Annotated in this window: 12 protein-coding genes and 1 pseudogene; 6 read left to right on the top strand and 7 right to left on the bottom strand. The window is 65.1% G+C overall.

What is annotated here, in order from left to right; translation table 11 throughout:
• Positions 1-128: 128 nt before the first annotated feature.
• Both punC and cfa read left to right on the top strand, forming a co-directional pair.
• Positions 129-1,343, top strand: coding sequence for a purine nucleoside transporter PunC (gene punC / locus L1P05_RS08155; RefSeq protein ID WP_012848512.1), 1,215 nt, complete (start codon positions 129-131; stop codon positions 1,341-1,343).
• A gap of 203 nt (positions 1,344-1,546) precedes the next feature.
• The gene (gene cfa, locus L1P05_RS08150) at positions 1,547-2,698 is read left to right on the top strand and encodes a cyclopropane fatty acyl phospholipid synthase (protein ID WP_012848511.1); all 1,152 of its coding nucleotides are present in this window, start codon (positions 1,547-1,549) and stop codon (positions 2,696-2,698) included.
• A 29-nt stretch (positions 2,699-2,727) separates the two neighbouring features.
• Here cfa and L1P05_RS08145 read toward each other — a convergent pair whose 3' ends face one another.
• The 4 genes and pseudogenes from L1P05_RS08145 to L1P05_RS08130 all read right to left on the bottom strand — a co-directional run bounded on the left by L1P05_RS08145 (position 2,728) and on the right by L1P05_RS08130 (position 9,060).
• Positions 2,728-5,895, bottom strand: a complete 3,168-nt coding sequence (locus tag L1P05_RS08145; RefSeq protein ID WP_012848510.1) for a CusA/CzcA family heavy metal efflux RND transporter — start codon at positions 5,893-5,895, stop codon at positions 2,728-2,730.
• Positions 5,888-7,200: pseudogene (locus L1P05_RS08140) on the bottom strand (efflux RND transporter periplasmic adaptor subunit). The gene L1P05_RS08145 and the pseudogene L1P05_RS08140 overlap by 8 nt, the downstream one beginning before the upstream one ends.
• A gap of 97 nt (positions 7,201-7,297) precedes the next feature.
• Positions 7,298-7,645 (bottom strand): copper-binding protein, encoded by a 348-nt coding sequence (locus L1P05_RS08135; protein WP_012848509.1) that lies wholly within the window; start codon positions 7,643-7,645, stop codon positions 7,298-7,300.
• 32 nt (positions 7,646-7,677) lie between these two features.
• Entirely contained in the window at positions 7,678-9,060 is a 1,383-nt protein-coding gene (locus L1P05_RS08130; RefSeq protein WP_012848508.1) for an efflux transporter outer membrane subunit, read from the bottom strand.
• A 200-nt stretch (positions 9,061-9,260) separates the two neighbouring features.
• Here L1P05_RS08130 and L1P05_RS08125 point away from each other — a divergent pair, with 200 nt between their 5' ends.
• From L1P05_RS08125 to L1P05_RS08115, 3 genes are all read left to right on the top strand, one after another.
• The gene (locus tag L1P05_RS08125) at positions 9,261-9,944 is read left to right on the top strand and encodes a copper/silver response regulator transcription factor (protein ID WP_012848507.1); all 684 of its coding nucleotides are present in this window, start codon (positions 9,261-9,263) and stop codon (positions 9,942-9,944) included.
• The gene (locus L1P05_RS08120) at positions 9,934-11,397 is read left to right on the top strand and encodes a Cu(+)/Ag(+) sensor histidine kinase (protein ID WP_012848506.1); all 1,464 of its coding nucleotides are present in this window, start codon (positions 9,934-9,936) and stop codon (positions 11,395-11,397) included. The genes L1P05_RS08125 and L1P05_RS08120 overlap by 11 nt, the downstream gene beginning before the upstream one ends.
• Before the next feature lie 220 nt (positions 11,398-11,617).
• Positions 11,618-11,893, top strand: coding sequence for a hypothetical protein (locus L1P05_RS08115; RefSeq protein ID WP_012848505.1), 276 nt, complete (start codon positions 11,618-11,620; stop codon positions 11,891-11,893).
• 39 nt (positions 11,894-11,932) lie between these two features.
• Here L1P05_RS08115 and putP read toward each other — a convergent pair whose 3' ends face one another.
• Entirely contained in the window at positions 11,933-13,447 is a 1,515-nt protein-coding gene (gene putP, locus L1P05_RS08110) for a sodium/proline symporter PutP (RefSeq protein WP_071818518.1), read from the bottom strand.
• 492 nt (positions 13,448-13,939) lie between these two features.
• Between putP and putA the strand changes: the two genes are divergently transcribed.
• A complete protein-coding gene (putA, locus tag L1P05_RS08105; protein WP_012848502.1) occupies positions 13,940-17,869 on the top strand; it encodes a trifunctional transcriptional regulator/proline dehydrogenase/L-glutamate gamma-semialdehyde dehydrogenase in 3,930 nt (1,309 codons plus the stop codon).
• Positions 17,870-17,966: 97 nt separating this feature from the next.
• Here the strand turns inward: putA and htpX are convergent, their stop codons facing one another.
• Both htpX and L1P05_RS08095 read right to left on the bottom strand, forming a co-directional pair.
• The gene (htpX, locus tag L1P05_RS08100) at positions 17,967-18,854 is read right to left on the bottom strand and encodes a protease HtpX (protein WP_012848501.1); all 888 of its coding nucleotides are present in this window, start codon (positions 18,852-18,854) and stop codon (positions 17,967-17,969) included.
• A gap of 219 nt (positions 18,855-19,073) precedes the next feature.
• Positions 19,074-21,011 carry an alpha-amylase gene (locus tag L1P05_RS08095; protein WP_012848500.1) on the bottom strand — a complete coding sequence of 646 codons (1,938 nt, stop codon included), beginning with the start codon at positions 21,009-21,011 and terminating at the stop codon, positions 19,074-19,076.
• Positions 21,012-21,066 lie beyond the last annotated feature (55 nt).

Below are 21,066 nucleotides of genomic sequence, written 5' to 3'. Positions count from 1 at the left end.
CGCTATTCTGCTTTCAAAAATTTTCATCCATCATGCCAAATAATAGCGTTTCACAACGCTGACGTCAGCCCATAAACTCTCACTCGTCACATTCTCCGCCTGCAACATATTCATAACGAGTCAAAATAATGAGAAGTAAATCAGGTTTCATGGTCTATCTGGCTGGCCTCAGTATGCTGGGATATCTGGCCACCGATATGTATCTGCCCGCCTTTGGTGCCATGCGCCACGATCTGGGCGCCTCCGCCGGCGCCATCAGCGCCAGCCTGAGCATCTTTCTGGCCGGCTTTGCCTTTGCACAGCTGCTGTGGGGGCCGCTCTCCGATCGCATCGGACGCAAGCCGGTTCTGCTGTTAGGGCTGGGCATGTTCGCGCTGGCCTGCCTGGGGATGCTGTGGGTCGGCAATACGACCCAGCTGCTGATCCTGCGCTTCGTGCAGGCCGTCGGGGTCTGCTCCGCGGCGGTCACCTGGCAGGCTTTGGTTATCGATCGCTACAGCAAAGGGGTCGCGAACCGCGTCTTCGCGACGGTTATGCCGCTGGTGGCCCTCTCGCCGGCGCTGGCGCCGCTGCTCGGCGCCTGGCTGCTCAACCACTTTGAATGGCAGGCCATCTTCGCCGTGCTGTTCGCCATCACCCTGCTGCTGATGATCCCAACCCTGCGTCTGCAGGAGCACCGGGCGGCGGCGAACCGTCAGGCACCGCGCATCGGTTTCCTGCGCCTGATGCGCTCCAATATCTTTAGCGGCAACGTCCTGATCTACGCCGCCTGCTCCGCCGGCTTCTTCGCCTGGCTGACCGGCTCGCCGTTTATTCTGGGCGAGATGGGGTACAGCCCGAACGATATCGGCCTGAGCTATGTGCCGCAGACCATCGCCTTCCTGCTGGGTGGCTACGGCTGTCGGGCGCTGCTGAGCCGCATCGGCGGTACCCTGCTGCTGCCGTGGCTGCTGGTTATCTACTCGCTGAGCATGCTGGCGATGCTGGTGATGGCCCTCAGCTACCAGCCCGGTCTGCTGGCGCTGCTGGTACCGTTCTGCGTCATGGCGATGATGAACGGCGCTATCTATCCCATCGTGGTGGCCAGCGCCCTGACGCCCTTCCCGAACAACAGCGGCAAGGCGGCGGCGCTGCAGAACACGCTGCAGCTGGGCGTCTGCTTCCTGGCCAGCCTGCTGGTATCGGCGCTGATCCACATGCCGCTGCTGGCGACCACCGCCATCATGGCCGGCACCATTCCGCTGGTGGTGCTGGGGTATTGGCTTAAAAGTGACAGCGTCACTACCATGCTGGAAAAACGCCGCGAGATGCAGCAGGGCCAACACTCCCTCTCCCGCCGCTGATTTCCACGCCGGCGCGCTGGGGGTCTCCCCGCGCGTCTGGCGATGTTTCCCGCCTCCCTTGAGCCCCCTTTCCCGCCGTCCTATACTGAACAGAATGTGACCAGCCCTGCGTTTTGCGCAGCCCGGCAACGGCAGCCCTCCGCTCGCTGAAGCCGGCGATACGATTAGGCTGACCGTCCATCTGATTTGGCAAGGGAGACACTATGAGTTCATCGTGCGTGGAGAGTAGCGGCGTGCAGCGCGATGCCGGGTACCGCATCGTCAGTGAGATGCTCAGTCGGGCCGGTATCCGGGTTAACGGTGATCGCCCATATGATATCCGCGTTAATCACCCCCTCTTTTTCAAGCGCGTGCTACAGCAGGGGTCGTTGGGGCTGGGCGAAAGCTATATGGACGGCTGGTGGCAGTGCGATCGACTCGATATCTTCTTTGATAAAGCGCTGCGCGCCGGTCTGCAGCAGCAAATGCCGCACCATTTCCGTGATACCCTGCGCGTCGTCGGCGCCAGGTTGGCTAACCTGCAGTCCCGGCGCCGGGCGTGGCAGGTCGGGCGTGAGCACTACGATCTGGGCAACGATCTGTTCAGCCTGATGCTCGACCCCGCGATGCAGTACTCCTGCGCCTACTGGAAACAGGCCGATACCCTGGAGCAGGCACAGCAGGATAAACTGCACCTGATCTGTGAAAAGCTGCAGCTGCGACCGGGCATGACGCTGCTGGATATCGGCTGCGGCTGGGGTGGTCTGGCGGCCTACGCCGCTCGTCGGTACGGGGTGCGCGTGCACGGCGTGACCATCTCGGCCGAACAGCAAAAGCTGGCCGCCGCGCGTTGCCAGGGGCTGGAGGTACAGATCCTGCTGCAGGACTACCGCGATCTCCACGCCCGCTATGACCGCATCGTCTCCGTGGGCATGTTTGAGCACGTGGGGCCGAAGAACTACGACGCCTACTTCGCCGTGGCGCGGCGAAATCTGAAGGATGACGGGCTGTTCCTGCTGCACACCATCGGCGCCAACCACACCACCCCGGATGTCGATCCCTGGATCAATAAATACATTTTCCCCAACGGCTGTCTGCCGTCGCTGCGCCATATCGCCGACGCCAGCGAAGCGCGGTTCGTGATGGAGGACTGGCACAACCTCGGCGCCGACTACGATCGTACCCTGATGGCCTGGCAGCAGCGCTTCAACGCCGCCTGGCCCCAGCTGAAGGCGAACTACTCCGCGCGCTTCTTTCGCATGTTCAACTACTATCTTGCCGCCTGTGCGGGCGCATTCCGCGCCCGCGACATCCAGCTTTGGCAGGTGCTATTCTCCCCGCAGGGCGTCTGCGGCGGCCTGCGCGTCGCGCGCTAAACGCCCGAGCGACGCGGCGGTGCGTCTATTCACTCGCGCGGATCGGCCGCGCAGGACGCGCCGAGGTGATGGCGACGCAGCCAGATCAGCTTATAGGCCGCCGGAATGATGAACAGCGACAGCAGCGGCGCGGTGATCATCCCGCCGATCATCGGCGCCGCGATGCGGCTCATCACCTCGGAGCCCGCCCCGCTTCCCCACAGAATCGGCAGCAGACCGGCGATGATCACCGCCACGGTCATTGCCTTGGGGCGCACCCGCAGCACCGCGCCGTGGTACAGCGCCTCATCCAGCGCGGCCGGGGTAAAGCGCTCGGCGTGGCTCAGCGCCGGATCCTGCTCAATGGCCTGGCGCAGGTACATCAGCATCACCACGCCAAACTCGGCGGCCACGCCGGCCAGGGCGATAAAGCCGGTGCCGGTGGCAACCGACAGATGGAACCCCTGCCAGTAGAGGAACCAGATGCCGCCCACCAGGGCGAAGGGCAGGCTCATCAGGATCAGCAGCGCCTCTTCTACCCGCCGAAAGGCCAGATAGAGCAGTACGAAGATGATCACCAGCGTCATCGGCACCATCAGCATCAGCTTGCGGTTGGCGTGCTCCAGCAGCTCGAACTGACCGGAGAAGCTAACGCTGGTGCCCGGCGCCAGGGTGACCTGGCGCTGGATCGCCGTCTTCAGATCCTCGACCACCGAGACCATATCGCGCCCGCGGGCATCGATATAGATCCAGCTGGCCGGACGGGCATTCTCCGTCTTCAGCATCGTCGGCCCGGAGACCACGCGCACCTCGGCCACATCCCCCAGGGTGATCTGTTGCTTTAGGGGCGTCAGGATCGGCAGCTGACGCAGCGCCTCGGGCGAGTTCCTCCACGCCTGGGGATAGCGGATCGCAATCGGGTAGCGCGCCACCCCTTCGACGGTCTCGCCGACCATCGCCCCGCCGATGGCCGATGAGACAAACAGCTGCACGTCGCCTACCGTCATCCCATAGCGGGCGGCCCGCTGGCGCTGGATCTGAATATCGATGTAGCGCCCTCCCTCCAAGCGCTCCGCCAGCGCCGAGACCACCCCGGGGACCCCCTTCGCCACCGCCTCGATACGCTGGGCCGTGGCGTCGATGTCGGCTAACACGGTGCCCGATACCTTGATGCCGATCGGGCTCTTGATGCCGGTGGAGAGCATGTCGATGCGGTTGCGGATCGGCGGAACCCACAGGTTGGGCAGCCCCGGCAGGCGCACCGTGGCGTCGAGCTCGGCGATGATCTTGTCCATCGTCATTCCCGGACGCCACTGATCCTGCGGCTTCAGCTGAATGGTGGTCTCGATCATCTCCAGCGGCGCCGAGTCGGTCGCGCTCTCCGCCTTCCCGCTCTTACCAAAGACGCTGGCCACCTCCGGCACCTGCCTGATCAGCTTATCCGTGGTCTGTAGCAGCTGCGCCGCCTGGGCCTGCGAGATCCCCGGCAGCGTCGAGGGCATGTACAGCAGATCGCCCTCATTGATGTTCGGCAAAAACTCGCCGCCGATGCGCTCCAGCGGCCAGATCACCGTCACCATCGACAGCGCCGCCGCCAGCAGGGTGAGCCGCGGCCAGCGCAGCACGGCAAGCAGCAGCGGGTGATAGACGCGGATCAGAAAACGGTTCAGGGGATTACGGCTCTCCGGCGGAATGTCGCCCCGGATCCAGAACCCCATCAGGATCGGGATGACGACGATCGCCAGCGCCGCCGCGCCGGCCATGGCGTAGGTCTTGGTGAAAGCCAGCGGGCCGAACAGCCGCCCCTCCTGCCCTTCGAGGGTAAAGATCGGGATGAAGGAGAGCGTGATGATCAGCAGGCTGATAAACAGCGCCGGCCCCACCTCGACCGCGGCATCCGTGATCACCCGCCAGCGGGTCGCGTTGTCGATAGGACGCTCGGGATGACGATGCGCCCACTCCTCCAGACGCTTATGGGCGTTCTCGATCATCACAATCGCCGCATCGACCATCGCCCCCACCGCGATGGCGATCCCCCCCAGCGACATGATATTGGCGTTCAGCCCCTGGTAACGCATGATGATAAAGGCGATGCACAGCCCCAGCGATAGGGAGACGATCGCCACCAGCGCCGAGCGTACGTGCCACAGAAACAGGGCGCAGACCAGCGCCACCACGATAAACTCCTCGATCAGCTTGGCGCTCAGGTTATCGATGGCCCGATCGATCAGCTGGCTGCGGTCATAGGTTGTCACCACCTCCACCCCCGGCGGCAGACTGCCCTGCAGTGCGGCCAGCTTCGCCTTCACCGCCGTGATCACCTGGCGGGCATTCTCACCCGAGCGAAGGATCACCACCCCGCCGGCCACCTCGCCCTCGCCGTTCAGCTCGGCGATCCCCCGGCGCATCTCCGGCCCGATCTGGACCCGCGCAACGTCCTGCAGATAGACCGGCACGCCATCCGGGCCGCTCTTTAAGACGATGTGGTTCACATCGTCGAGGGTGCGCAGGTAGCCGCTGGCCCGCACCATATACTCCGCCTCGGCCAGCTCCAGCGACGCGCCGCCCGCCTCCTGGTTGGATGAGCCGACGGCCTGCTTCACCTCCGCCAGACGGACGCCGTACTGCGCCAGCTTCAGCGGATCGACCTGGATCTGATACTGCTTCACCACCCCACCGACCGAGGCGACCTCGGCGACGTTGGGGATGGTCTTCAGCTCATACTTCAGGAACCAATCCTGCAGCGAGCGCAGCTCGGCCAGATCGTGCCGCCCGTGCTTATCCAGCAGCGCATACTCGAAGATCCAGCCGACCCCGGTGGCATCGGGCCCGATCTCCGCGCTGACCCCCGCCGGCAGCTTGCCCTGCACCTGATTCAGATACTCCAATACCCGCGAGCGCGCCCAGTAGAGGTCGGTGCCATCGGCGAAGATCACATAGACATAGGAGGTGCCGAACTGGGAGAAGCCGCGCACCGTCTTGGCGCCCGGCACCGACAGCATGGTGGTGCTCAGTGGATAGGTAACCTGATCCTCCACCAACTGCGGGGCCTGCCCCGGGTAGCTGGTCTTGATGATCACCTGGACGTCGGAGAGGTCGGGCAGCGCATCCACCGGCGTGTTAGCGATGGTCCAACCGCCCCAGAGGCTGAGGAACAGGACGCCCATCATCACCAGGAAACGGTTCGCCACCGAGCGTCGAATAATCCATTCAATCATGGCGTGCGTCTCCGTGTCCGACGTGCGACGCGATGGGCTCCGGTGCGACGGCGGATGAGGCGGTCTCCCCCGCGCTCGCCTGACGCATACGCGCCAGCGCCCCGCTGATGCTGGCCTCCGAGTCGATCAGGAACAGGCCGTTGACCACCACCGACTCTCCCTCCGTCAGCCCCGCAGCGATCCCCGCCTGCTGCTGCGCCTCCTGCGCCACCGCGACGCGCTTCGGCAGGAAGCGCCCGTCCTGCGTCACGGTGATCACATGCTGCTCGTCGCCGCTATCGACGATCGCCTGGGCGGGGATCAGCAGCAGCGGCGGGCTCTGCGTCTCAAGACGCAGCGTGGCGTTCATCCCGGGCTTCAGCCTGCCGTCGGGATTCGCCACCGCCAGGCGAATCTGCAGGGTGCGCGTCGTCGGATCGGCGCTGGGCAGCGTGCGCCAGTCGCGCACCGAGAAGCGCTGCTGTGGATAGGCCGGCACCGCCAGCTCGAAGCGGCTATCCGCGTTCAGCTGCGCGGCCATCGCCTCCGGCAGCGCGGCGCTGACCCAGACCGGGTCGATACCCTGGATCTGCGCCACCGTCTTATCCTTGGAGAAGTTCATCCCGGCGCGCAGATCGAAGGCGGTGATCACCCCGTCGATCGGCGCGCGCAGAGTAAAGCGCGTCTGGATGCGCCGCGCGGTGCGCAGGCGCTGAATATCCTCTTCCGGCATCCCGCTCAGGCGCAGGCGCTCCAGAACGCCCTGGCGCTGCGCCGCCTGATCCCCCCCGATGGGCTCAGCAGCAGATATTCGCTCTGCGCCTCGACCCAGGCCGGGAGGGTGATATCGACCAGCGGGCTGCCGCGCGCGATACGATCGCCGTTGGTCAACGGGTAGACCTTCTCGACAAACCCCTCCGCGCGCGCCTGCACGATCGCGTATTGATACTCGTTAAAGCTGATGGTGGCGGGCAGCGTCAGGGCGTCGCGCAGCGTCCCCCGGCGCACCGTGGCCGTCTTCAGCCCCAGATTCTGCCGCTGGGCGGGATCGATGCGAACCCCGCTCTCTTGCCCCGCGTCGCCGCCCTCGTCGGCGTATTTCGGTACCAGATCCATGTCCATAAAGGGGGATTTACCCGGCTGATCGAATTTGACATCGGGCTTCATCGGGTCATACCAGAATAGTACGCGGCGTTCGGCGGGCGCCGACGTCGCGGTGGCTGACGACGTCAGATTCAGATATGGATACAGGGCAACGGTGATCGCCGCACCCAGAATAAGGCCGCCGGCAAGCGCCGCGGCATACTTTATATTTAGAGCAGGCATGACAATCCCCATTCGCGCGCCGGTCATTCACGACGGCCGCAGAGTCGAACGGCCGGTGCGCCCTCGAGGATCACCGGCATAAATAGCATCGCCGCGGTCAGATGACATGAATGGCGGTCAACCGAGAGATCGCGCCTTGCTGAACAAATGAAAACGTCACCCGATCGCCGACCTTTAGCCCCGCCACCTGGCTCTCCTGGTCGAACGTAAAGCGCATGGTCATCGCCGGCCAGTCCACTTCGGGTATCGCCGGATGGCTGAGAGTGATCTTGTTACTCTGCAGATCGATCGCCTTCACCTCGCCGCGGGTCGTGATCTGCGGCGCCGCAGAAAGATCGGCGGCCATCGCCTGGTCGTGCTGATGGGCGCTCTGCGCCGCCAGCGCCGGGGTACCGCTCGCCATGACCAACGCTGCGCATAAAGTTACTTTAATCACCGTTTTCATCGAGTTCACTCCATAGGATTAAGGGAAAAGGGTTATGCCTGCCAACCGCCGCCCAGGGCGGCAAAAAGCGCTATCTCGTTAGCCTGCTGGGCATAGCGCAGATCGAGCAGCGTCTGCTGGGTGGTAAATAACGCGCGCTCGGCGTCCAATACCTCGAGATAGCTCAGCGCGCCGTGGGCGTATAAGCCGCGGGCGCGCCCTACGGTCGCCTGCAGCGCGTCGAGATAGCGCTGCTGCGCCGTTAATTGCTCGGCGAGGCTCCGGCGCGTAGAGAGGGCATCGTCCACCTCCTTAAACGCCGCCTGGATCTTATTTTCATAGTTCACGATGGACTGCTGCTGGCGTAATTCGGCGAGCTGCAGAGTGGCGCGGTTATGCCCGCCGTTAAAGATGGGCAGCGTAATCTTGGGGACAAAGCTCCACATCCCACCTGCCGCGCTGAATAATCCGGCCAAATCGCTGCCGCTGGCGTTCAGGCCGCCGCTCAGCGAGATCGTGGGAAAGAACGCCGCCCGGGCCGCGCCGATATCGGCATCCGCCGCCCGCAGCTGATGCTCCGCCTCCATGATGTCGGGGCGCTGCAGCAGGATCGTCGATGGCAGCGGCACCGGCAGCGCAACCGGGCCGACCGGGCTCTCCAGCCCGCGCCGATCGCGGGGCGCGCCGTCATAGACGCCGACGAGCCGCTGTATGGCATGGTTGGCCTGCGCCACGTCTCCCTCACGCCGCGCCAGCGTCGCCTGGGTGCTGTCGATCTGCCCACGCGCCTGCTCCAGCGCCAGCAGGTTGGCGCCGCCGGCCCGCACCTGCTGTTCGATCAGAGCGTAGGAGTGGCGATAGCTCTGCAGCGTCTCCTGCGCGATACGCCGCTGGGCGTAGGCCAACTGCTGGGTAAAATAGGCCTGCGCGACATTGGCGACCAACAGGATATGCACCGCGCGCTGCGCCTGCTGGCTGGCGAGAACGTTCTGCTGCTCCCGCGCGCTCATCGACTGGAGTCGGCCGAACAGATCCAGCTCAACCCCCAGCGCGCCGCCCAGCTGATATTCCCGATCGCTAGCGCCGCCCCGCAGCGGCGCGCGGGAGTTCGCCTGGGCGGCGGCATCGAGCTGGGGATAGCGGTCGGCCTCCTGCAGCGCCCACTGCGCGCGCGCCAGCCGCACAGAGATCACCGCCTGCCGCAGGTCGCGGTTGTTGCGCAGCGCATCGTCGATCAGCTGCCTAACCTGCGCATCGCGAAAGAACGGGCGCCAGCCCCGATCCTGATAGTGCGTCGTCGCCGCACCGGTGGCAGACGGCGACGATGAGAACTGCGCGCCTACCGGCAATGCCGGGCGCTGATACTCTGGCGCCAGGGAGACGCACCCCGTCAGAGCCAAGACCACGCTGACGCTTAACTGCTTTATCCTAACCATAACGCTGATCGCCCAAGCTCGCCGATGCCGATAAGGGGCGCCCATCGCGCCGCCCATCCATGAGAAGGGCACCTTAACAAACCGATACGGTTTGCCCGGTGACGGCTGAATGACAAAGCTGTCATTTTCCCGCGCATCGATTGATCTCGCCCGTTAGCCCTCTACAATGGCCGGGGCGTCACGAGATAACGGAGCAAAGGGTGAAGATACTGATCGTCGAGGATGAGGTGAAAACCGGGAAATACCTGTGTAAGGGGCTGACAGAGGCGGGATTTGTCGTCGATCTCGCCGACAACGGTTTAACGGGATACCACCTGGCGATGACCGCCGGCTATGATCTGATCATCCTTGATATCCTGCTGCCCGACGTCAACGGCTGGGAGATCGTCCGCATGCTGCGCAGCGCCAACCAGGGACTGCCGATCCTGCTGCTGAGCGCCCTCGGCACCATCGAGCAGCGGGTAAAGGGGCTGGAGCTCGGCGCCGACGACTACCTGGTCAAGCCCTTCGCCTTCGCCGAGCTCTTGGCGCGGGTGAGAACCCTACTGAGACGCGGCAGCCCCCCTATCCCCGAGAGCCAGTTTCACGTCGCCGATCTCACCGTGGAGCTCCTTTCCAGAAAGGTGACCCGCGGCGGTAAGCGCATCACGCTAACGGGGAAAGAGTTCACCCTGGTGACGTTTTTTATCCGTCACCAGGGCGAGGTGCTGCCCCGCTCCCTGATCGCCTCGCAGGTCTGGGACATGAACTTCGACAGCGACACCAACGCCATCGACGTGGCCGTGAAGCGGCTGCGGGCGAAGATCGACCTCGACTTCGAACCTAAGCTGATCCAGACGGTGCGCGGCGTGGGCTACCTGCTCGAGGCGCCGGATGTCGACTAAGCGCACGCGGCGCCCCATCTCCCTGGCGGCCCGCCTGACCCTCACCATCTCGTTGGCGACCAGCCTCGCCTTCGCCGCGTTCACCTGGATCATGATCTACTCCGTCGAACGCCATTTCGCCGAGCTGGACAACGCCACGCTCCAACAGGTGCGCAGCAGCGTCCTGCGCGTCTTGCAAGAGCCGCCCCGCGCCGGCGTCCAGCGCCTCGATACCCTCAGCCGCGTGCTGGCCGGCTACCCCAACATCAGCGTCGCGCTGCGCGCCGGCGACCACGGTTTTCGCTATCGCTATCGCGCGGACGCCGCCGCCGCCGATCTCGACGCGGTCTGGCAGCTGCCGACGCTGCCGCGCCATCTGCACAGCGGGCAGGTCTTTCTGTGGCCAAACGACGACCACGCCGCTGGCCCTCGCGAGGCGGCGGCTCAAAACGCCTACCGCCTCATCGCCACCACGGTCTACCCGGCGGGCGATCCGCGCACCCCCTATACCCTGCTGATCGCCCTCTCCATCAACGTACACCTGCACTATCTTGAGCAGCTGAAGAGCAATCTGATGATCTGCGCGGCCGTCATCAGCCTGCTGATCATTTTCATCGTGCTGCTCGCCGTTTACAGCGGACATCGACCGCTGCGCGATCTCAGCGGGAAGATCAAGGCCATCACCGCCGAGAATCTCGATACCCGCCTCGCCCCCGACGCGGTGCCGATCGAGCTGCGGCAGCTGGTGCTCTCCTTCAACCAGATGCTCGCCCGCATCGAGGACGTCTTCACCCGGCAGGCAAACTTTTCTGCCGACATCGCCCACGAGATGCGCACCCCGATCACCAACCTGATCACCCAGAGCGAAATCGTGCTGAGCCAGACCCGGACCCAGAGTGAACTGGAGGAGGTAATCTATTCGAACCTTGAAGAGTATCAGCGGATGGCGAAGATGGTGAACGACATGCTGTTTCTGGCGCAGGCGGACAGTCAGCGTCTTCGCCTCAGCCGCGTCCCCCTCGACCTGCGCCAGGAGACCCTCAAGGTGTTTGACTTCTTCGAGGCCTGGGCGGAGGAGCGCCAGGTCACCCTGCGCATGGATGGCAAGGGGCCCGCCGCCTGGGGCGATCCCGCGATGCTGCGGCGGGTCATCAGCAATCTGCTGTCCAACGCCATTCGCCACACCCCGGCGGGCCACCGCGTGACCGTGCACCTCAGCGAGACGGCCGACGCGGTGCGGCTCTGCGTCGCCAATCCCGGCGCGCCCATCGCCGCGCGGCACCTGCCGCGCCTGTTCGACCGTTTCTACCGCGTCGATCCCGCGCGTCAGCGTAACGGCGAGGGGAGCGGCATCGGCCTGGCCATCGTCAAATCGATCATCGCCGCGCATCAGGGCCAGATCTGGGTTAGCTCGGACGCCGACGCCACCCGCTTTACCGTCTCCCTGCCTCGCGCCGCGGGTGGTGACAAGTAATATATTAATAATCAATGCGATAAATCATTACGCGATCGTCATTCTCCCGTCACGCGCGGCTGCGGATCCCCCCGGTATACTGGTGTGCATCGGGGGAGAGACGGCCGCGTACGGTCGTCCATCCCCCGCGCCGGGGCGTTTCCCGACGCACCACGCCCCCCGTTCGCGTGACCGATGCCACGGCATCGCACGCAGAGATAACCGATATGGAGCCATACCGATGAAGAGACTGATCTACACCGCCCTGCTCACCCTTGGCCTCAGCAGCGCGGCTCTGGCCGCCGACGGGCTGGATAGACCCCTGCAGGTGGATAGCCCTCAGCACCACGGCGCGACGGCGCCGTCACCGGAGCGCGATAGCGCCCCCCTGGATCAGCATCAGCGGGCGATAATCGCCCACCAGGCCATGGACAACGGCAGCGCGGCCGCGCATCAACAGATCATCCACGATCACCAGCGGATGCACGACGCCGAGACCCAGGGGCGCGCCAAGTAGCGCCAGGTCGGGACAGGCGCCCGGCCCGCGCGGGCGCCGTTACTCCAGCTCCGGCTGCAGCGCGCGCGGCGGCGGCGAGCGATACTCGGCATCGGCGGCGGCAAAGCGCCGCTGCACCGTCGGCGAGGGCGCGCGATCCAGCAGGCTGACCACCAGGATCCCGACGCTGGCGAACAGGAAGCCCGGAATGATCTCATACAGCCCCAGCCAGGCGTACTGTTTCCAGACGATCACCGTGAGGGCGCCGATGACCATCCCAGCCAGCGCGCCGTTACGGGTCATCCGCGACCAGAGCACTGAGCCGATCACCACCGGGCCGAAGGCGGCCCCGAAGCCGGCCCAGGCATAGCTCACCAGCCCCAGCACCCGGTTTTCAGGATTGCTCGCCAGCGCGATGGCCACCAGCGCCACCAGCAGCACCATCGCCCGCCCGACCCACACCAGCTCCCGCTGTCCGGCCCGCTGGCGCAGGAACGCCTTGTAGAGATCCTCCGTAATCGCGCTGGAGCACACCAACAGCTGGCAGCTGAGCGTCGACATCACCGCCGCCAGGATAGCGGACAGCAGGATCCCGGCAATCCACGGCGTAAACAGCAGCTGCGCCAGCGCGATAAAGACCCGCTCGGCGTTGCGATCCACCGCACCGGCCAGCCCGGGATGATCGGTGAAGTAGGCGATGCCGAAAAAGCCGACGGCGACCGCGCCGAGCAGGCACAGAACCATCCAGGTCATGCTGATACGCCGGGCGTTGACCAGGCTGTAGTGCGAGTCGGCCGCCATAAAGCGCGCCAGGATATGCGGCTGACCAAAGTAGCCCAGCCCCCATCCCATCAGCGAGAGGATCGCCACCAGATTGAGCCCCTTCAGCATATCGACGCTGTCGAGGCTTTTCTGCCGGATCACCACCAGCGCATCGTCGAAGCCGCCGACGCTGATCATCACCATCACCGGCGTCAGGATCAGGGCGAAGATCATCAGGCTCGCCTGCACCGTATCGGTCCAGCTGACCGCCAGGAAGCCGCCGATAAAGGTATAGAGGATGGTCGCCGCCGCTCCGGCCCACAGCGCCGTCGAGTAACTCATGCCGAAGGTGCTCTCAAACAGGCGGGCGCCGGCCACGATCCCGGAGGCGCAGTAGATGGTGAAAAACAGCAGGATCACCAGGGCGGAGAGGATACGCAGCAGGCGACTGTCATCGGCGAAGCGGGCGGTAAAGTAGTCCGGCAGGGTCAGGGCGTTATCGTTCGCCTCGGTGTGCACCCGCAGGCGCCCCGCTACCAGCCGCCAGTTCAGCCAGGCGCCCAGCGTCAGGCCGATGGCGATCCAGCTCTCCGAGATGCCGGCGACGAACACCGCGCCGGGCAGGCCCATCAGCAGCCAACCGCTCATGTCCGATGCCCCGGCCGACAGCGCGGTCACGAAGGGGCCCAGGCGACGCCCGCCGAGAATATAGTCATCGAAGCTGTTCGTCGATCGCCAGGCCAGGAAACCGATCAGGATCATCCCCAGGATATAGATACAAAATGTCACCAACATGGGCGTGCTTATTACCATTATCGCTCTCCCGAAAGTCTCGTCTGGCGCACCGGGCCCGTCATGACGCCGCCGTTCCCGCCGCAGGTTCAAATTTCAACCATTAGTTAACACATCATTTACATAAAACCTATGCGGCGCGGCGAGAAAAATGAGCACAAACCGTACTGGATCACATTTACACCGGTTGCACCTTTTCATTTTGGGATAATTCGCACGGAAACCTGGCGCAGCCCGTTATCCATACTTTCTATAATGACATTAACGCCGGGAGAAATATCATTTTCAAACCTGTAGGCCGCGTCGCATTTAACAAGGTTGCACAAAGTTGCAACATAATGGATATTTTTTGCAACGCGGCGCAGCCATGAAACGGCGAGCGCCGGGATCCGAGCGCGGATCCCCGTCGCCGGCCTAGCGCGGCGGCCTATCCTTCACGCAGCGGCGCTGCTGTGCCATCCCAAACGGCTGGCCTCAACCGCGCGACAGACCGAGCCAAAAGGAGTAAATGCGATGGCAACGACAACCCTGGGCGTTAAGCTTGATGACGCCGCCCGCGAGCGCATCAAGGCGGCCGCCAGCCAGATTGACCGTACGCCGCACTGGCTGATCAAACAGGCCATCTTCAGCTACCTGGAGCGTCTGGAACAGGGCGAAACGCTGCCGGAGCTGGCGACCGCCGTCGATCCCCCCGCGTTAGAGACGGCGCCACCGCCGCAGGAGGGACACTCACCCTTCCTAGCGTTCGCCGAACAAATTCTGCCGCAGTCGGTGCTGCGGGCCAATATCACCGCGGCCTACCGCCGTGCGGAGAGCGACGCCGTCCCGATGCTGCTCGAACAGGCCCGCCTGCCGCCCCCCCTGGCCGAGCAGGCATATCAGCTGGCCTACCGCCTGGCGAAGCAGCTGCGCGGCCAGAAGAACGCCGGCGGACGGGCCGGCATGGTACAGAGCCTGCTGCAGGAGTTCTCCCTCTCCTCGCAGGAGGGGGTCGCGCTGATGTGCCTGGCCGAGGCGCTGCTGCGCATTCCCGATAAGGCCACCCGCGATGCGCTGATCCGCGACAAGATCAGCGGCGGAGACTGGCAGTCGCATCTCGGTCACAGCCCCTCGCTGTTCGTCAACGCCGCCACCTGGGGGCTGCTGTTCACCGGCCGGCTGGTCGCGACCCACAGCGAGGCCCACCTCTCCCACGCGCTGAGCCGGATCATCGGCAAGCGCGGCGAGCCCCTGATCCGTAAGGGGGTGGATATGGCGATGCGCCTGATGGGGGAGCAGTTCGTCACCGGCGAGACCATCTCTGAGGCGCTGGCCAACGCGCATCGCCTGGAGGAGAAAGGCTTCCGCTACTCCTACGACATGCTGGGCGAGGCGGCGCTGACCGCCGCCGACGCGCAGGCCTATCTGCTCTCCTACCAGCAGGCGATCCACGCCATCGGCAAGGCGGCCAACGGGCGCGGCATCTATGAAGGACCGGGGATCTCGATCAAGCTCTCCGCCCTGCACCCGCGCTATAGCCGCGCCCAGTATGAACGCGTGATGGAGGAGCTGTATCCGACCCTTCGCGCCCTCACCCTGCTGGCGCGCCAGTACGACATCGGCATCAATATCGACGCCGAGGAGGCCGACCGCCTGGAGCTCTCTCTCGATCTGCTGGAGAGGCTGTGCCATGAGCCCGAGCTGAGCGGCTGGAACGGCATCGGCTTTGTGATCCAGGCCTACCAAAAGCGTTGCCCCGCGGTGATCGACTACCTGATCGATCTCGCCGCCCGCAGCCAGCGCCGTCTGATGATCCGCCTGGTGAAGGGGGCCTACTGGGACAGCGAGATCAAGCGCGCCCAGGTCGAAGGGCTGGAGGGGTATCCGGTCTACACCCGCAAGGTCTATACCGACGTCGCCTACCTGGCCTGCGCCAAGAAGCTGTTGAGCGTGCCTCGCCTGATCTACCCGCAGTTCGCCACCCATAACGCCCATACGCTGGCGGCCATCTATCAATTGGCCGGACAGAACTACTACCCGGGGCAGTATGAGTTCCAGTGCCTGCACGGCATGGGCGAGCCGCTATACCAGCAGGTGGTCGGCAAGGTCGCCGACGGCAAACTCAATCGCCCCTGCCGCATCTATGCGCCGGTCGGCACCCATGAGACGCTGCTGGCCTATCTGGTGCGCCGTCTGCTGGAGAATGGCGCCAACACCTCCTTCGTCAATCGCATCGCCGATGCCAGCCTGCCGCTGGAGGATCTGGTCGCCGACCCGGTCGCCGCCGTGGATAAGCTGACGGCGCAGGAGGGATGCCCCGGACTCCCCCATCCAAAGATCCCGCTGCCGCGCGATCTGTATGCCCCGGGGCGCGCCAACGCCGCCGGACTGGATCTGAGCAATGAGCAGCGCCTGGCCTCTCTCTCCTGCGCTCTGCTGAACGACACCCATCAGCGGTGGGTAGCCACGCCGCTGCTGGAGCAGCCCTGCGCCGAAGACGAGCTGCGCCCCCTGCCTAACCCCGCCGAGTCGGGCGATATCGTCGGCTATACGCGCGACGCCAGCGAGCAGGAAGTCGCGCAGGCGTTGGCGAACGCGCAGCGTAACGCCCCCATCTGGGGGGCCACGCCGCCGCAGGCCCGTGCCGCCATCCTGGCGCGCGCCGCCACCCTGATGGAGCGCCAGATGCCGACGCTGGTGGGGATTCTGATACGCGAGGCGGGCAAGACCTTCGCCAACGCCATCGCCGAGGTGCGCGAAGCCGTCGACTTCCTGCGCTACTATGCCGAACAGGTGCACGCCAGCTTCGACAACGAGACCCATCGCCCGCTGGGCTGCGTCGTCTGTATCAGCCCGTGGAACTTCCCGCTGGCCATCTTTACCGGCCAGATCGCCGCCGCGCTGGCCGCCGGCAACAGCGTACTGGCCAAGCCCGCCGAACAGACGCCGCTGATCGCCGCCCAGGCTATCGCCCTGCTGCACTGCGCCGGCGTCCCACCCGGCGCCGTGCAGCTGCTGCCGGGGCGCGGCGAAACCGTCGGCGCCCAGCTGGTCAACGACAGCCGGGTGCGCGGCGTCATGTTTACCGGCTCGACGGAGGTCGCCAAACGGCTGCAGCGCGCCGTCGCCGATCGGCTCGATGCCCAGGGGCGCCCGACGCCGCTCATCGCCGAGACCGGGGGACTCAACGCGATGATCGTCGACTCATCGGCGCTGACCGAGCAGGTTGTAGGTGACATTGTCACCTCCGCCTTCGACAGCGCCGGGCAGCGCTGCTCCGCCCTACGCCTCCTCTGCCTGCAGGAGGAGATCGCCGAGCGAACCCTGACCATGCTGCGCGGGGCCATGGCTGAATACCGCCTGGGTAACCCGGAGCGGCTGGCGTGCGACATCGGCCCGGTGATCGATAGCGAGGCCCAGAGCAATATCGAGCAGCATATCCTCGCCATGCGGGCCAAGGGACACCCGGTATTCCAGGCGGCGTGCGCCCAGGACGACCTCCAGCGCAACGCTCGGGGTAACTTTGTTCCGCCGACCCTGATCGAGCTGGACAGCCTCAATACGCTGCAGAGGGAGATCTTTGGCCCGGTGCTGCACGTGGTGCGCTACCGTCGCGAGCAGCTGGATGCGCTGCTGGCCCAGATCAACGACGCCGGCTACGGCCTGACCCTCGGGGTGCATTCGCGCATCGACGAAACCATCGACCGCATCGCCGAGCGCGCCCACGTCGGCAATATCTACGTTAACCGCAATATCGTCGGGGCCGTCGTCGGCGTGCAGCCCTTCGGCGGCGAGGGACTCTCCGGCACCGGACCCAAGGCCGGCGGCCCGCTCTACCTCTACCGCCTGCTGGCCCGCAGCCCGGAAAACGCGCTGACGTTCGGTGCCGATGCCGCCCACCGCCAGCCGGACAGCGCCGCATCGCCGCTGCAGGCCCTGAACGACTGGGCCGCCGATCGCCCGGCGCTTCAGATCCTGTGCCAGCGCTACGCCAGCCTGTACCCCGGCGCCGCCCCGCGCCTGCTGGGAGGGCCGACCGGGGAGCGTAATACCCTGCGCCTTGTCCCGCGCGAGCGGGTACTGTGCGTGGCGGAGCGCGAGGACGACGCGCTGATCCAGCTGGCGGCGGCCCTGGCGGTCGGCTGCCGCGTCCTGTGGCCGGAGACACCGCTGCACCGCGCGCTGCACAAGGATCTGCCGCCGGCGGTGGCGGCGCGCATCACGCTGAGCCCGGCAGAGACCCTAATGGCGCAGGCGTTCGACGCGGCAATCTACCACGGTGACAGCGATCGGCTACGCCTCCTCGGCGCGCAGATCGCCGCCCGCGACGGCGCCATCGTCACGCTGCAGGGCCTCGCGCCCGGCGATACGCGGCTGCGTCTGGCGCTGTTGGTCCACGAGCGCGCGCTGAGCGTGAATACCGCGGCGGCCGGCGGCAACGCCAGCCTGATGACCCTGAGCTAGCCCGCCCCCGCGCCCCACGCGGTGGGCGCAAAAAAAAAGGCCGCCCACCCTTGGGTGAGCGGCACGATCCTCTTACCGCATCGGCGCGCAGCGCGCGTTACTTCAGGTACTGACCGCTGCGCAGCGCCTCGATGCGCTTATCCAGCGGCGGGTGTGACAGGAACAGCTCGCCAAAGGTGCGGTTACCGCGACCGTTGATACAGAAAGCCATCATGCTGCCGGCCTCCTGCGGCTCATAGCTGGTCTTCAGGCGCTGCAGAGCGGCGATCATCTTCTCGCGACCAACCAGCCCGGCTGACCCGGCATCGGCGCGGAACTCGCGGTAGCGCGAGAACCACATGGTAATGATGCTGGCCAGAATGCCAAACACCAGCTCCAACACCATGGAAACGGCAAAGTAGATCATCGGGTTACCGCTGCTCTCGCCTTCGCCCTCATCGCGATTGCCAGAGAGGAAACCCGCCGCCACCTGGGCTATCAGGCGGGAGATAAAGATCACGAAGGTGTTCACCACCCCCTGCACCAGCGTCATCGTCACCATGTCACCGTTGGCGACGTGGCTGATCTCATGCGCCAGCACCGCCTCGGCCTCATCGCGGCTCATGCTCTGCAGCAGACCGGTGCTCACCGCAACCAGCGAGGCGTCGCGCCGGGCGCCGGTGGCGAACGCGTTGATATCCGGTGCGTGATAGATGGCAACCTGCGGCATGCCGATACCGGCCTGCTGGGCCTGACGGCGTACCGTCTCAACCAGCCAGCGTTCGGTTTCATTGCGCGGCTGCTCAATCACCTCGCCACCAACGGAGCGCAGCGCCATCCACTTGGACATCAGCAGCGAAACAATGGACCCGCCAAAACCGAACAGCAGTGCCATGATCATCAGTCCCTGCACGCTGCTGGACCGAATGCCCGTCAGGCTCAGCACCAGGCCGAACACCAGCATCACGGCCAGGTTGGTCAACAGGAACAAAGCAATACGCATCATATCGTTGTCAATCCTCTCAAACATATCGCACCATGCGATGATCAGATGGTAAGGCCATCTGCGCCGGTTTCAAGGGCTGTCGTGCGATAACGGGGTAAAGAAACAAAACTTTACATTTATGCTGCACATGACGGCTACTTTTCACACCGCTCCGGCAAAAATCAAATGGTTGCCGCCACCGCGCCCCGGAAATTTTTGTAACAACTGGCGCGGCAGACGCTACTCCGGCTGACCGGCCCAGACCACCATCACCCGATCCCGCCCATCATTGCGGATAAAGCCGTAGCCCTGCGGCATCGCGACGGTCGTCTGCTCCCCCTTGCCGATAGCGGGATGGCGGGCGCGGAACTGCCCCAGGCGCTGCCAGTGCGCGACCTGCGCCGCCGCCGGGCCGCGGATATCCTGCCAATTCATATCCGAACGGGTGCCCTGCAGCGGATCAGATCCCGTTGGCCCCAGCGGACGCCCCGACTCATCGCCGTAGAAAATCTGCACCGCGCCCGGCGCCAGCAGCAGCAGCGCCGCGGCGCCGCTGCCGTCGCTGCGAAACAGACAGGTATCATGGGACGACAGATAGCTCAGCACGTTAAAATCCTGCAGCTGCGCCGCCATCTGCTGCCACAGCGGATCGATATCGGCCAGACAGCCCTGCGCCCGCGCCGCCTGCTCCTGATAGTCAAAATTGATCATCGCATCGAAGCCGTGACGATAATAGGCGCTGCGCATCACGCCGTGCCCCCAGGCCTCGCCGGTCATCCAGAAGGGGGCATCGTCCAACGCCTGCTGCGGATTAGCCCGCTTCCATTCGGCCAAGGCCGCGCTAGCCTGCTGCTTCAGCTGTTGCCAGGCCGCCGGCTCTACGTGCTTTGCCGTGTCGATGCGAAAGCCATCGATGCCGTATTCACGCACCCACTGACTGAGCCAGTGGGTTAGGTAGTCTCGCGGCGTGTAGCCGGGGATCTCCCGGGCGCGGGTATCCGGCTTATGACGATAAAAGATCGGCAAACCGGACGCCGCGCTAGACTCGGTCTTCACATCCGGCAGAAAAGAGAGCGACAGCGTAACATCATCGAATCCCGGGGCATCATAGTCGCCGATATCGGTACGGATCCACCCCTTCCCCCACCAGCGCGCCCACGCCGCGCGATTGCCGAAATCAATATAGTCATTAAAGCTATGCCACGTCTGGCCGCGCCCCGGCCGCCAGTCGCGCCAATGGGTGCCCAGCGTTTGCCGCAGCGTCTCCCCCTGCAGGAACAGCGCGCCGAACTGGTACTGCTGCATATCCGCCAGCGTCGCATAGCCGGTATGGTTCATCACCACGTCGAACAGCACTCGGATACCGCGCCGGTGGGCCCCCTCCACCAGCGCCCGCAGATCCTGCTCGCTGCCCATATTGGCATCCAGCCGCGTCCAGTCCAGCGGGTAGTAACCATGATAGGCATAGTGCGGGAAGTCGCCCCGACTACCGCCCCCGACCCAGCCGTGGATCTGCTCAAGGGGCGAGCTGATCCACAGGACATTAACCCCCAGACGCTGGAGATAGTCGAGCTGGCCGGTCAGCCCGCGCAGATCGCCGCCGTGAAAGGTCCCGATCTCCTGCATCCCGTCCTTCTGGCGACCATAGCTATTATCGTTGCTGGGATCGCCGTTGGCGAAGCGATCGACCAGGACAAAATAGACCGTCGCGTTGTGCCAGTCGAACGGCGCCGGCCCCGCGGTTTCAGCCGATTCGAGCAGCAGCAGGCCATTGCTGCCCAGCGCCGGCTGCAGGGTCACCGTGCCCTGGGTGACGCGGGCGACCTCTCCACTGTAAAAATCGCGCACCAGGCTGCCTTCACTAAAGGCCCGATCGACCGGTACGCGCAGCGGACGCCCATCCCAACGTGGACAGCGCCGCGCCGCCGCCGCCGCCCGCTGCGCGGCCTCATCGTGTACGGACAGCGTCAGCGTCGGCGTTCCCGAGCGGGTATCGACCAGGGCCTGGTAGCGGCCATCCCGGAAGCGCCGCCATCGCGGCGCCTCGCCTTTGGCCAGCGGCTGACTGGCGCTAAAGCGCCCCTCGTCCACGGCGACGAACTGGGGAAACGCGGGCGATCGCCAGTCGGCCCCGGCGGCCAACGGCAGCAATAGTGCGGCGAAAACGGCGTATTTCATCATCGGCTCCTGTGACTGTGACCATCGCAGTGTGCCACGGGGGCCGCGGGGAGGA

Source organism: Edwardsiella piscicida (genome assembly GCF_021733145.1).
Lineage (GTDB): Bacteria > Pseudomonadota > Gammaproteobacteria > Enterobacterales > Enterobacteriaceae > Edwardsiella > Edwardsiella piscicida.
This window is presented reverse-complemented; position numbering and strand designations above follow the sequence as displayed.

What these genes read in the sequence shown, in the direction of transcription:
- punC (WP_012848512.1), top strand. Translation starts at nt 129, where the DNA reads ATGAGAAGTAAATCAGGTTTCATGGTCTATCTGGCTGGCCTCAGTATG.
- cfa (WP_012848511.1), top strand. Translation starts at nt 1,547, where the DNA reads ATGAGTTCATCGTGCGTGGAGAGTAGCGGCGTGCAGCGCGATGCCGGG.
- L1P05_RS08145 (WP_012848510.1), bottom strand. Translation starts at nt 5,895, where the DNA reads ATGATTGAATGGATTATTCGACGCTCGGTGGCGAACCGTTTCCTGGTG.
- L1P05_RS08135 (WP_012848509.1), bottom strand. Translation starts at nt 7,645, where the DNA reads ATGAAAACGGTGATTAAAGTAACTTTATGCGCAGCGTTGGTCATGGCG.
- L1P05_RS08130 (WP_012848508.1), bottom strand. Translation starts at nt 9,060, where the DNA reads ATGGTTAGGATAAAGCAGTTAAGCGTCAGCGTGGTCTTGGCTCTGACG.
- L1P05_RS08120 (WP_012848506.1), top strand. Translation starts at nt 9,934, where the DNA reads ATGTCGACTAAGCGCACGCGGCGCCCCATCTCCCTGGCGGCCCGCCTG.
- L1P05_RS08115 (WP_012848505.1), top strand. Translation starts at nt 11,618, where the DNA reads ATGAAGAGACTGATCTACACCGCCCTGCTCACCCTTGGCCTCAGCAGC.
- putP (WP_071818518.1), bottom strand. Translation starts at nt 13,447, where the DNA reads ATGGTAATAAGCACGCCCATGTTGGTGACATTTTGTATCTATATCCTG.
- putA (WP_012848502.1), top strand. Translation starts at nt 13,940, where the DNA reads ATGGCAACGACAACCCTGGGCGTTAAGCTTGATGACGCCGCCCGCGAG.
- htpX (WP_012848501.1), bottom strand. Translation starts at nt 18,854, where the DNA reads ATGATGCGTATTGCTTTGTTCCTGTTGACCAACCTGGCCGTGATGCTG.
- L1P05_RS08095 (WP_012848500.1), bottom strand. Translation starts at nt 21,011, where the DNA reads ATGAAATACGCCGTTTTCGCCGCACTATTGCTGCCGTTGGCCGCCGGG.